Origin of the sequence: Kordia aestuariivivens, assembly GCF_014397005.1 — a bacterium.
Lineage (GTDB): Bacteria > Bacteroidota > Bacteroidia > Flavobacteriales > Flavobacteriaceae > Kordia > Kordia aestuariivivens.
The window spans coordinates 92,633-104,950 of record NZ_JACGWS010000010.1; the positions used below are offsets into that span (position 1 = coordinate 92,633).

The following is a 12,318-nucleotide window of genomic DNA, read 5'->3' on the forward strand; positions in this document are numbered from 1 at the left end:
AACTTAGATTGCTGACGTATAATTTCGGCTCCCAAAAATACTACTTCCAATTCTTACCATGTTGCTACCAGTTGCAATTGCCAATTCGTAATCGCCACTCATGCCCATAGAAATGATTTCTAATGATGTGTGTTTGGGTTGTAAACTATCGAAAGTGTTTTTTAAATGCTTGAATTCTTTTTTAACTTGAGTTTCATCATCTGTAAAAGTAGCCATGCCCATGAGTCCAACAATTGCAATATTTTCAAGTTCTTTACATTCGTCAGAAGCGAGTAGTGTAGCAGCGTCTTCGGCAGACATTCCAAATTTAGAATCTTCTTCCGCAATTTTTATTTGAAGTAAGCATTTAATAATTCGATCGTGCTTTTTCGCTTGTTTATTGATTTCTCTTAAAAGTTTAAAATTATCCACACCATGAATTAAATCTACAAACTCAGCCATGTATTTGACTTTATTTCGCTGTACATGACCAATCATGTGCCAAGAAATGTCTTTGGGAAGCACTTCCCATTTTTCTGTCATTTCCTGAATTTTGTTTTCACCAAATATGCGTTGTCCAGCATCGTACGCTTCTTGCAAGTCAGCAACAGGTTTCGTTTTGGAAACCGCAACTAAAGTTACGTGTGTAGGTAATTCGGTATGTAATGTTTTTATTTTTTCTGAAATTGACATTCTTAAAATTATATTTTTTTGCTATTATAATAGGTAAAGTAATTTCACTCACAACTCACAACTCACAACTCACAACTCACAACTCACATCGAGCGAAGTCGAGATGAACTCAAAACTCATAAATCACAACACCACTGCGCAATTTTGGTTCTATGTACGTACTTTTTGGCGGCATGGTTAAGCCTTCGTCTGCAATGCGTTTCATTTCTTCTACATTGGCAGGAACTAAGCCAAAACCAACGGCAAATTCTTTTGCGTCTATGCGGTTTTTCATTTCAATAACATTGTGTTTGTCATATCCGTAATCAATTCGGCTATCGTTGCGTAAATCGGTAATGCCTAAAATGGGTTTTAATATGGTAACATATAAAATATGTGTGTCTAATTCGCTTAACGAATCTGTAAACTCATAACTTGTCTTTCGTAAGTATAACGAATAGAATTCGCCATCTAAATACATGCTAAAGTGATGTTTTTTAGAGGGTTTGTATAATTCGTGACCTCTGTTTTCAATCCGAAATAATTCATCTAATTTCAATAAAAACTGCTCTTTAGACAATCCGTTCAAGTCTTTTATCAAGCGATTGAACTCTGAGATTCGCAATTGCGATTCAGGAATGAGATAACTCATAAATGCATTGTATGCTTCGTTTCCAGTATTTTTTAAATCTTCTCCTAATAAAAATGAAGAAGCCGATCGATGATGCCCGTCCGCAATATAAATAGCGTCCATTTTTGAAAATTCATCTTGAATCATTTGAATATCTTTTGCATCTTCCACCAACCATAAATAATGTGTATCTCTATACGTTGTAGTAAATTCAAACTCAGCACGTGTTTGTGTGTACGATTCTAAAATATTTTCAATTACATTAGAATCAGGATAGGTCAGCAATACAGGTTCGGCATTGAAACCTACAGTTTTTAAATATTCTTTAAATATTTGTTCTCTGTATTCAATGGTATCTTCATGACGTTTGATGACATTGTTTTTATAATCTTCCGTACTTGCAGCGGCTACAATTCCTGTAAATACTTTTTGTTCCCGATTGACAACTCTGTAAATGTAAAAACACGGTTTTTTATCTTGCACAAAAATATCATCTTCTTTAAATTCTAAATAGCGATTACGAACCAAGCGATAGCGCTCTTTCCCTGAGATTTCTTTGTGATATTTATACCCAGGATTTACAATGTGTAAAAATGAAAACGGATTAAAATCTAAGCGCGCTTCACGTTCGTCTTGCGTATAGCTTTGATACGATCGTGCAGCGACTAAACTTACTTTGTCGCGTGTTGGTCGAACTGCTTTAAAAGGATTTATTTTTGCCACGTTAGTTTCTGTTAGCTTTTATAAATGTTGTCGGATTCAAATACCCTAAAGTTTCTTTACTGTATCCGCCACCAATATCCATGAGAATACTATCGCGAATTTCTAAGTGTAAATGTGCATAATAAGCACCATCAGCATTGCCAATAGTTCCTATTTGAGTGCCTTTTGTGACAAAGCTACCTTTTTTTACAGAGATTTTATCACAATGTGCATACAACGATTCATAATAGTTGTTTTTATACTGATGAATGATGCGAATTACATTTCCCCAACCACTGCCAATGTCTTCGGTAAAATTGACATAACCATTGCCAATTGCATAAATTGGATCGCCTAAGTCTGTATTTCCGCCACCTTTTCCATTCCAATCGTCGCCTAAGTGATTGTTTACGGTAAATTTTTGTGCGTTGTAATAACCGTTTCCATTCGGTTTCCCGACAGGAAAATCGAATCCTGAAGCTTTAAAAGTTGGTTTTTTCTCGAATATAGAATCAAAAAAGACGAATGCATGTTTAGGTGCGTTCGTCTTTTGTATCTTTATTTTAGCTGTACTCGCGTTATTTTTAGTTGTTTCTTGACAACCAAATACACATAAGCATAGTATGAAAATGAGTTGCTTCAAGCTTTTATATGCGCTTTAAAAGTATGTTGATCTTCTTCAGTATAAAATATATCTTTTGGAATGTAGATATAACTATTCATCGTAAGATAGACTAACCAATATTTTTCATTGTCAACAGCATTTCTAATATCTACAAATAACCATGCTGATGTGCCATCATTTTTTGTGAGTTGAAATTTATTTTGATCAAATTGCAATTGTGTTTCTGCAAAAAATGGTTTTAAATTTTTAAAAAAGCACCAAAGTAATATACATAAACCAACAAAAACTAAAGTGCAAATACTGCATAATCCTATAAAACGCGTCCTTTCCCAACCTAGTAATAGTGTTAAATACAACAGAAATGGAATGAGCTGTATACTATTTCTTTTCAATTGAGAAAATAAAATAGCTCGGTACATTTTCTTGGTCAAATGATACGCTTTAGTAGCAACCATTAGCTAAACATTTTTGCTACTTTCTCCGCTTTTCTACTTTCTGAATAGTCATAGAAACCTTCTCCAGATTTTATACCTAATTTTCCAGCCATCACCATATTTACTAATAGTGGACACGGCGCGTATTTAGGATTTTTGAATCCTTCATACATAACGTTTAAGATAGATAAACAAACATCTAACCCAATAAAATCAGCCAATTGTAATGGCCCCATCGGATGCGCCATCCCTAATTTCATAACTGTATCAATTTCCGAAACACCAGCAACGCCATTGTATAACGTCTCGATTGATTCGTTGATCATTGGCATTAAAATTCTATTGGCTACAAATCCAGGATAATCGTTTACTTCTGTTGGAACTTTGTTCAATTGCTTTGAAAGTTCCATAATGGTATTCGTTACTTCGTCAGAAGTATTGTACCCACGAATGATTTCCACCAATTTCATAATCGGCACAGGGTTCATAAAGTGCATTCCAATCACCATTTCTGGACGCGAAGTTACTGCTGCAATTTGTGTGATAGAGATTGAAGATGTATTCGTCGCTAAGATGGTGTCTTTTGGACATAATGCGTCTAAGTCTCTAAATATTTTAAGTTTTAAATCGATGTTTTCAGTAGCTGCTTCTACGACTAAATCTACATTTCCAACACCTTCTTTGGTAGAAGTAAAGGTTGTAATATTGTTTAGGGTTTGTTGTTTGTCTTCTTCCGAAATACGTTCTTTGGCAACCATACGATCTAAATTTTTCGTAATCGTTGCAATTCCTTTATCTAAAGAAGCTTGTGAAATATCTATTAGTTGAACTTTAAAGCCAAATTGTGCAAATGTATGCGCAATTCCATTGCCCATTGTTCCTGCTCCGATAACAGCTATATTTTTCATAATATTTGTATAATTTACTTAGTCTGTAATTTTATTTTTTTTGTATATGTATATCAATAAGATTTAGATCTTAAAAGCTTTTAATAATAGCGAAAACGTTATCGTATATGGAAAAAGCATTCGTATGACTTATTGATTAGTACTAAGAATCTTTATTTATTAAATTTTTTGATGATCTGAATGGCGATGCGTAACGCTTCCGTTCCTTGTTCTAGCGAAACAATTGGAGTTGTATCGTTGTTGATGGCATCTGCAAACGTTTCTAATTCTTCCAGAATGGCGTTGTTTTCGGCAATTTCAGGATTTTCAAAATAGATTTGCTTTTTTACACCTTCTGCGTTTTGAAGAATCATTGCATACTCATCTTCTTCTTTAGGCGCATCTTTCATTTTTACGACTTCAACTTTCTTTTCCAAGAAATCAACAGCAATGTATGCATCACGTTGAAAGAAACGTGATTTACGCATGTTTTTCATGGAAATTCGACTTGACGTCAGATTGGCAACACAACCATTTTCAAACTCCAAACGTGCATTGGCAATATCAGGTGAATTGCTAATGACAGAAACTCCACTTGCATTAATTTTAACCACTTTAGATTTAACCACACTTAAAATGGCATCAATATCATGAATCATTAAATCTAACACCACAGGAACATCTGTTCCACGCGGATTAAATTCTGCCAAACGATGTGTTTCAATAAACATGGGCGAATTGATCTGATCTTTTACCGCTTTAAACGCAGGATTGAAACGTTCTACATGTCCAACTTGCCCTTTTACCTTATGCTGGTTAGCTAACGCAATTAATTCTTCAGCTTCGGCAACCGTATTGGTAATTGGTTTTTCGATAAAAACGTGTTTCCCTTTGATGATTGCTTTTTTAGCACATTCGTGATGTGAAAGCGTAGGAGTCACAATATCTACAACATCTACAACATCTATCAATGCATCGATCGTATCAAAATAGGTGTATCCAAATTCCTTTACTATTTTCTTAGCATATTCAGGATTTGCATCATAAAAACCGATAAGTTCGTATTGAGAAGATTCTTGTAATAATCGAAGATGAATTTTTCCTAAGTGTCCAGCACCTAAAACTCCAGCTTTTAACATATAAATGTGTTTTCCACAAAAATAATTTATTTTTCTAAAACCGATGGAGTTCTCACTAACAATTATGTATTATTTATATTTTTAAGTCTTAATCTTTTGGAATCTTTCATTTAGAAGTTGAAATCCATTCGCACACAATGACTTGTGTTTTTTGAAACATATTTAGGGAATTAGACAAAAAATAAAACTATTTTTGTGCGTGTATGAAAGATACGTTGAAACATAAAGGAATGCGAAATCAGTTAGCGCAAATTGTTGCTAGCAAGGGAATTACAGATGAAAATGTATTGAATGGAATTCGTAAAATTCCACGTCATTTGTTTATGGATTCTAGTTTTGAAGCACATGCGTATCAAGACAAAGCGTTTCCTATTGGCGCGGACCAAACCATTTCACAACCTTTTACGGTAGCATTTCAATCACAATTATTAGAAGTTTCTAAAGATGCTAAAATTTTAGAAATAGGAACAGGAAGTGGCTATCAAACCGCAATGTTGCTCGAATTGGGCGCAAAAGTGTACAGTATAGAGCGTCAAAAGGAATTATTTAAGCGTACGAGTCTATTCTTGCCAAAATTGGGCTACCGACCAAAGAAATTAATTTTTGGCGATGGTTACAAAGGATTACCAGCCGAAGCACCTTTTGATGGGATTGTTGTCACAGCTGGCGCGCCGTATGTACCAAAACCATTATTATCACAACTTAAAATAGGAGGAAAGTTGGTTATTCCGGTCGGTGATAAAGCGCAAATCATGACGCTATTCGTCCGAACTTCAGAAAAAGAGTTTACAAAAAAAGAATTTGGGGAATTTCGCTTTGTACCTATGTTAGAAAATAAAAACTAACGAAAATCTTTCTTAACACGCGCTAAATCACGTTTGTTGTCGCGATCTTTAATCGTTTCACGCTTGTCATGAATTTTTTTACCTTTTGCTAACGCAATGGTGAGTTTCGCCAATCCTCTGTCATTCAAAAATAAACGTAAAGGAACAATCGTCAATCCAGCGTTTTTAACTTCTTTATGCAGACTGCGCAATTCTTTTTTATTCAATAATAACTTACGCGTACTTCGTGGTTTATGGTTGTAGTGCGTTCCGAAAGCGTATTCTTCAATATACATATTCACTACAAAAAGTTCGCCGCGCTCATTAAACTCGCAGAAACTTTCAGCAATGGAAGCTTTGCTTTGGCGAATAGATTTAATCTCAGTTCCAGTCAAGACAATTCCTGCCGTGTACTTATCTAAGACTTCATATTCGAAGCGCGCTTTTTTGTTTTGTATGTTGATATTATTTTTCATTGGTTGCCAAAGGTACTAACATTTATCAGAATGGCAAACTAGTGTAGGGCTAAGGTTAATTTTATGTTGAAAATATAGTATAAAAGCTATAAATGTTGCATCATGAAGTCGGTTCTGATGAATTTGATAATTAATATGAAAATGAAGCTTTTATGATTATTTATGCACTCGTAATTTACTAATTGATCGTGATTTATAAATCACGATTTACTTTCTTATTTATCTCTTTTCTTTATAGTTAGTTTTGAATTCTTATTAATTTTTAAAACTGTATTAGTATGAAAAAAAGAAATTTAAATAGCTTAAAGCTTAACAAAAAAACGATTTCAAGTCTAAAGGAATCAGGAAAAATTACAGGAGGAACTGGTACTTGTCCAGCTGTTACTTATTTTATATGTCCCATAGTTGTCTCCCTGCTTGTTTGCCCTGATGATTCTGCAGATGGTTGCACTGGTACTCCCGATGAAACAATGACTTGTGCAGATTGGTCATGTGGATGTCCGATGAAGTAAGTTAACACGCTTACAAAGTATAGGTTGTTTAAAGAGTCTTGAAAAACGTTATCTCCGTATAGTGGACAAGTTCGTTGGTTATTGGTATGATTATAGACAAGATATAGCAATAGATTTAAGCGAACTTCGGTTCGCTTTTCTTTTGATTTCACTTCAAAAAAATTAGTCTGTTGCAGTTAATGTCAATTTATATTTTAAGTCAAATTCATCTTGGTCAAATAGAAAAAATTATGTTTTAAAATACTATGACTTTTGTCATTTTTATGCGAGAAATGCAGCAATACATTTGTGCTATAATTTTAAATATAGACTTATGAAAAAAGCAATATTAGGTGTTTTTTTAATGTTAGGAATGTTTCAACTAGCAGCACAAGAAGATGTAAAGCAACAAGATACTAATAAGAAATGGCAAGTTCGTGCGCGTTTTATTTCAGTAATTCCAAGTGAGAGTGCTTCTATTGAAGCTATTGGCGGTGATGTTTCTATTTCTACGTCGTATGTTCCAGAGTTGGATTTTACATATTTTTTCACAAAAAATTGGGCAGCAGAATTAATTTTAGCCACAACAAATCATGATGTCGAAGCGATCAATACAGCGGCAGGAAACATAGATTTAGGCGATGTTTGGTTATTGCCACCAACGTTAACGGTTCAATATCACTTTCCAATAGGAGACTTTAAACCATACATTGGAACAGGATTAAATTATACAATTTTTTATGGCGCAGACGAAGGTCCAGTAGCTGATGATGTAAGTTATGATAATAGTATTGGTTTTGCCTTTCAAGCTGGACTTGACTATGCACTAAACGATACTTGGTTTTTGAATTTAGACTTGAAGAAAATATTACTTCAGACTGATGCAACAGTCAATGCAAATACTGCATTAGGCGCGACTGTTGGAGCAGATGTAGACATCAATCCGTTAGTGATTGGTTTTGGTGTCGGAATGAAGTTTTAATAGTTGTTCAAATATGAAATGAAAAACGCTACTGAGAAGTGGCGTTTTTCTATGGAAATACCAATTGTTTTATAAATTAATCGTTATTTATAAATCACGACTTGCTTAATTTTTTCCTTCTTTTTTTTGGAACTATTTTCGATCAATTATTAATTCTAAAAATTCTGAGAAATGAAAAAAAGAGACTTAAACAGTTTAAAACTTAATAAAAAAGTTATATCTAATTTAAGCGATAAAAATAAAATTACTGGAGGAAGTGCTATTGAATGTGCTCTAACTATGTGGGTGTGCCCAATAGTTTCATATACGATTTCCTTAGCTGTTTGTCCTGATGATTCTGCAAATGGTTGCACGACTACTCCAGATGAAACTATGACTTGTGCTGACTGGTCTTGTGGTTGTCCAGAGAAATAGTTTTGAAGACTAAGTTAAAGCAAAAAACGCCACTGAGAAGTGGCGTTTTTCTATTTTTTTAAAAGAAGATTTATCTAATTAAGCGTCAATAATTGTACTGTTTTTGAATCTCCAGTAATGGTTACGATATATAAATTTCCGTTATTACTATCGTCAATATGTTCAAATTTTTCTTCATTCAACAATCTATTTACAAAATCGGGTGTCGTATTGCTATGCCCAACAATTAAGGTTGTTTTTCCTCCGGTATTCGCTAAAAATTGTTTAAAATCGATTTTAAATGGATGATATAATGTGAGTTCTAACTCGTTCGCTTCTGCTGTTGGAACTGCGGTTTCTTTAGTTCTGTTGTAATCCGTAGAGTAGACAGCATCAAATTTTACATTTTTAAGGACGTCTGACCAATATACGGCTCTATTGTTTCCTTCTTTGGTTAATTTTGGATCTTTATTTTTCTTGTCGCTACGATCTTTTTCCGCATGACGGATTAAGTAATAGACAGAAGTTTCAACTTCAACTTCGGTTTCAGTTTCAACTTCAATTTCTTTTGATTCTTGCGCAAAGCAATTCATCAATAAGAATAAACTCAACAGTACTAAAATGTTTTTTTTCATCGGATATTTTTAATTTTTGTGTTTAAATGATTGCCAATGCAATTTCGATCATTTCTTTAAAAGTTTCTGCACGTTCATCAGAAGTTGTGGTTTCATGAGTCACTAAACTATCAGAAATAGTCAATAAAGATAGTGCTTTTACATTAAATCGTGCAGCGAGTGTATACAAAGATGCCGTTTCCATCTCTACGCAAAGCACGCCGTATTTCGCCCATTTTTTATAATATTCAGGATCTTCTTGATAAAATACATCACTCGTTAAGATGTTTCCTGCCTTTACAGGAATATTTTTTTCTTTCGCGGCATTGATCGCTGCTAAGAACAATTCGGCATTAGCCGTAGGAGCAAAAGTTTCGCCCGTAAATGGCAATTCATTCATACTACTATTGGAAGATGAAGACATTGCAATGACGATATCGCGAATGTTTACATCTTTTTGATACGAACCAGCGCTACCAACACGAATCAGTTTTTGTACATCGTATTCATTGATCAATTCGTGAATATAAATACTAATAGAAGGCGCGCCCATTCCGGTTCCTTGTACAGATACAGGTTTTCCTTTGTAGGTACCTGTGTAGCCAAACATTCCTCTAACATCGTTGTATAAAACAGGATTGTCAAAGAAGGTTTCTGCAATCCATTTGGCACGCATAGGATCGCCAGGAAGTAAAACCGTTGGTGCTATTTCGCCTTTTTTAGCTTCAATATGTATGCTCATAACTTAATAGGTATTTTTTGATGATGTTTTATTGATAATTGCAATTCCGTTGGAAGTTCCTAAGCGAGAAACGCCCGTGTCAATATACATTTTAGCCGTTTCGTAATCTCTGATTCCGCCAGAAGCTTTTAGTTTTGCCTGTCCGTTTACGGCTTTTTTCATGAGTAGAATGTCTTCTACTGTTGCGCCGCCAGTTCCAAATCCGGTAGAAGTTTTTACAAAATCTGCGCCAGCTGCAACAGCAAGTTCGGAAGCTTTTATTTTTTCTTCACCCGAAAGATAACAGGTTTCAATAATTACTTTGAGAACAGCATCGCCAGCGGCTTTTTTTAGTTGTTGAATTTCTTCTTTGACTAAATTTTCTTTTCCCGATTTCAACCAGCCAATATTAATCACCATGTCAAATTCGTCTGCGCCATCTTGTTTCGCTTGAAGCAACTCAGCAACTTTTGCTTCTGTACTCATTGCGCCCAATGGAAAACCAATGACGCTACAAACCTGTACGGAAGCACTATTTTTTAAACACTCTTTCGCTAGTTTTACATGACAACTATTCACGCAAACGGAGAAAAAATCGTGTTCTAACGCTTCTTTACAGAGTTGTTGAATATCTGCAATTGTAGCGTTTGGTTTTAGTAACGTGTGATCTATATATCGGTTGATGTTCATATTTATTTTTATATTGTTAAGTACATGACAAAAGAGCCAAAACATGTTTAGTATCCTAAATAACTTTCTAGCTCTTTTCTTTGCTTGCCCAAAGAAAATGAACCAAAAGAAAAGGCACTTTTATGAGGAATTTTTAGTTCTTTTCTAAAGAAGAACTAAAACCGTACTACAAACACTAAATTTTTTCCAAGGCTTCAAAAATTTTCAACGTGTTTGTATTACTATTCTGCATAAAAGATAAACCACGAGTTGTCATTTAATCTTTTACTAAATTGTAAAGCGTAAATATATCTAAAAAATCATTTCAAAAACCTGATATTTATCACGAAACTGTTGCCAATCGTAAACTTTTAATACGTTCATCAAAATTTGTTTCTGTAATTGGAAGTACCGCATTCTCGAATAAATTTATATATTTATCGTTGTGTTCGTGTGCTTTTCCTTTTAGAATATTGAAGTGAATAAACGAACTCCATAAAACAGCTTTTAGTTCTGTTTTTGCTTCGTTCCACATGCGGATTTCCACTAATAAGTGCCTTTTGCTAAATTGTAATAGTTGTGAATCAATCGTCACGGTTTCCATCACAAATGCTGGTCTGATGTACGATATTTGATGTGAACCAACCACCCAAGTTGTACCAGTTGTCTTAGCTGTTTCAAAAATATCTAAGTCGTAATGAGTAATTAATTGATCTTCTCGCGCGTTGATGAGGTAATCTAAGTATTTGCTATTATTCAAGTGGTTCAGCGGATCGCAATCTTGAAATCGTATTTTACTCTTGCTTTCTAAAATTTTTGGTAAGTTTTCCATTAATAATTTATTTTTAATATCAATTATTGTTTAAAATGAGCTATAAATAATTTGAATTATATCAAGTCCAAATAAAATAGAAAATCAAAGCATAGCCATAGCTACGGTTTTATTTTATATTGAAATGTGGGCATTATAGAAACGAATTATATAGTTTGTTTTAAATGATTATTGATATAGTATACCAATCGGTATATTTTTGATTAAAAAAATAGTTTTATGCTCTTAATTCTTCGTTGATCATTTTATCTACTTGATCCATAGTGTCTTTGATATAAAATTCATCATCCATCGTATATGCCATAAAAATTGCACCTTGAATCATGGTGTCAATACGTTTGGCAGCATACATGGCGTTTACTTTTGTTGAAATTTCTCCAATGGCAATTCCATCTTCAATAATTGATGCCAATTGATCTTGAATTCGTTGAATGATCACGCGCACTTTTTCGAGTAATAGTGAGTTTTGATTGTTCGCGTCGACGCCAATATTCAAAATTGGACAACCGCCCATTTTGTTGGCATACATATAATAGTTTCGATAAAAATCTGAAATCAACAAGAGTTTTTCAATAGGCGAATCGCTTTGCTCCATGTGCTTGACAATTTCCTGCATCAAACTTTTCACCATGAATTTAAACGCAGCAATAGCCAATTGCTCTTTGTTTTCAAAGTTGCCGTAAATCGCACCTTTTGTCAAGCCTGTCGCTTTGGTGAGATCAGAAATGCTCGTTGCTGCGTAGCCATTCTTGTTAAAAATAGGCGCAACCGTCTCAATGATATATGTGGCTGTTTTTTCGGCTTTTGTGGTCATGGGAACAAATATACTAAAAATAATATACCGATCGGTATAAAATATGTTTTATAGTTATAACGTAGTGGAAGTATTGTTTCTGTGTATATATAAGTAATTGATTATAAGTAAATTTAGGATGTTAACTTAAAATAAAACATATAATGAAAAAAAGAAATCTAACTGTAAAATTGAATTTGAGAAAGAAAATAATTGCTTCTCTAGATTTAAGAAAGCTTCATGGAGGAATTGGAAATGCAAGTGATGACCCAACAACTGTTGATAATTCATTGGGAAAGCAGAGTACCTGTCCAATAGAAACATGTACATGTGTAGATCCTGTACGACTATAAAATGTTTTATTGTTAAAACGTAGTCAAAGTATTGTTTCTATGTATTTGTAAATAATTGATTATTAGTAAATTTACTTTTTGATTATAGCATGGTGTTTTTT

The 12,318-nt window shown here is 33.9% G+C and carries 17 protein-coding genes; 5 read left to right on the plus strand and 12 right to left on the minus strand.

The features are described from left to right. Positions 1–3 precede the first annotated feature (3 nt). From H2O64_RS16045 to H2O64_RS16070, 6 genes are all read right to left on the minus strand, one after another. Positions 4–672 carry a YggS family pyridoxal phosphate-dependent enzyme gene (locus tag H2O64_RS16045; protein WP_187563231.1) on the minus strand — a complete coding sequence of 223 codons (669 nt, stop codon included), beginning with the start codon at positions 670–672 and terminating at the stop codon, positions 4–6. Positions 673–781: 109 nt separating this feature from the next. Further along, entirely contained in the window at positions 782–2,005 is a 1,224-nt protein-coding gene (locus H2O64_RS16050; RefSeq protein WP_187563232.1) for a DUF1015 domain-containing protein, read from the minus strand. 1 nt (position 2,006) lies between these two features. Beyond that, positions 2,007–2,627 carry a M23 family metallopeptidase gene (locus H2O64_RS16055; protein WP_187563233.1) on the minus strand — a complete coding sequence of 207 codons (621 nt, stop codon included), beginning with the start codon at positions 2,625–2,627 and terminating at the stop codon, positions 2,007–2,009. Continuing rightward, positions 2,624–3,064 (minus strand): YcxB family protein, encoded by a 441-nt coding sequence (locus H2O64_RS16060; RefSeq protein WP_187563234.1) that lies wholly within the window; start codon positions 3,062–3,064, stop codon positions 2,624–2,626. The genes H2O64_RS16055 and H2O64_RS16060 overlap by 4 nt, the downstream gene beginning before the upstream one ends. Next, entirely contained in the window at positions 3,064–3,951 is an 888-nt protein-coding gene (locus H2O64_RS16065; RefSeq protein ID WP_187563235.1) for a 3-hydroxyacyl-CoA dehydrogenase family protein, read from the minus strand. The genes H2O64_RS16060 and H2O64_RS16065 overlap by 1 nt, the downstream gene beginning before the upstream one ends. Positions 3,952–4,103: 152 nt before the next feature. Then, positions 4,104–5,069, minus strand: coding sequence for a Gfo/Idh/MocA family protein (locus H2O64_RS16070; RefSeq protein WP_187563236.1), 966 nt, complete (start codon positions 5,067–5,069; stop codon positions 4,104–4,106). A 203-nt stretch (positions 5,070–5,272) separates the two neighbouring features. Here H2O64_RS16070 and H2O64_RS16075 point away from each other — a divergent pair, with 203 nt between their 5' ends. Then, positions 5,273–5,914, plus strand: coding sequence for a protein-L-isoaspartate(D-aspartate) O-methyltransferase (locus H2O64_RS16075; protein WP_187563237.1), 642 nt, complete (start codon positions 5,273–5,275; stop codon positions 5,912–5,914). Here the strand turns inward: H2O64_RS16075 and smpB are convergent. Further along, positions 5,911–6,369: an SsrA-binding protein SmpB gene (smpB, locus tag H2O64_RS16080; protein ID WP_187563238.1), complete on the minus strand. Its 459-nt coding sequence runs from the start codon at positions 6,367–6,369 to the stop codon at positions 5,911–5,913. The two genes, H2O64_RS16075 and smpB, sit on opposite strands and share 4 nt — an antisense overlap. Positions 6,370–6,647: 278 nt before the next feature. On the opposite strand from smpB, the gene H2O64_RS16085 reads away from it, so the two are divergent. From H2O64_RS16085 to H2O64_RS16095, 3 genes are all read left to right on the plus strand, one after another. Next, positions 6,648–6,881 (plus strand): hypothetical protein, encoded by a 234-nt coding sequence (locus H2O64_RS16085; protein WP_187563239.1) that lies wholly within the window; start codon positions 6,648–6,650, stop codon positions 6,879–6,881. 313 nt (positions 6,882–7,194) lie between these two features. Continuing rightward, positions 7,195–7,842 carry an OmpW/AlkL family protein gene (locus tag H2O64_RS16090; protein ID WP_187563240.1) on the plus strand — a complete coding sequence of 216 codons (648 nt, stop codon included), beginning with the start codon at positions 7,195–7,197 and terminating at the stop codon, positions 7,840–7,842. A 171-nt stretch (positions 7,843–8,013) separates the two neighbouring features. Then, positions 8,014–8,256 (plus strand): hypothetical protein, encoded by a 243-nt coding sequence (locus tag H2O64_RS16095; RefSeq protein ID WP_187563241.1) that lies wholly within the window; start codon positions 8,014–8,016, stop codon positions 8,254–8,256. A gap of 74 nt (positions 8,257–8,330) precedes the next feature. Here H2O64_RS16095 and H2O64_RS16100 read toward each other — a convergent pair whose 3' ends face one another. The 5 genes from H2O64_RS16100 to H2O64_RS16120 form a co-directional block, all read right to left on the minus strand. Next, the gene (locus H2O64_RS16100; RefSeq protein ID WP_187563242.1) at positions 8,331–8,870 is read right to left on the minus strand and encodes a SixA phosphatase family protein; all 540 of its coding nucleotides are present in this window, start codon (positions 8,868–8,870) and stop codon (positions 8,331–8,333) included. Between the two features lie 22 nt (positions 8,871–8,892). Beyond that, positions 8,893–9,591: a purine-nucleoside phosphorylase gene (gene deoD, locus H2O64_RS16105; protein ID WP_187563243.1), complete on the minus strand. Its 699-nt coding sequence runs from the start codon at positions 9,589–9,591 to the stop codon at positions 8,893–8,895. Between the two features lie 3 nt (positions 9,592–9,594). Continuing rightward, positions 9,595–10,260, minus strand: a complete 666-nt coding sequence (deoC, locus tag H2O64_RS16110) for a deoxyribose-phosphate aldolase (protein WP_187563244.1) — start codon at positions 10,258–10,260, stop codon at positions 9,595–9,597. Positions 10,261–10,582: 322 nt separating this feature from the next. Next, on the minus strand, positions 10,583–11,071 hold the full coding sequence (locus H2O64_RS16115) for an acyl-CoA thioesterase (protein WP_187563245.1): 489 nt from the start codon (positions 11,069–11,071) through the stop codon (positions 10,583–10,585). Between the two features lie 217 nt (positions 11,072–11,288). Then, positions 11,289–11,885 (minus strand): TetR/AcrR family transcriptional regulator, encoded by a 597-nt coding sequence (locus tag H2O64_RS16120; protein ID WP_187563246.1) that lies wholly within the window; start codon positions 11,883–11,885, stop codon positions 11,289–11,291. A 143-nt stretch (positions 11,886–12,028) separates the two neighbouring features. Here H2O64_RS16120 and H2O64_RS16125 point away from each other — a divergent pair, with 143 nt between their 5' ends. Next, a complete protein-coding gene (locus tag H2O64_RS16125; RefSeq protein ID WP_187563247.1) occupies positions 12,029–12,217 on the plus strand; it encodes a hypothetical protein in 189 nt (62 codons plus the stop codon). Positions 12,218–12,318: the final 101 nt, after the last annotated feature.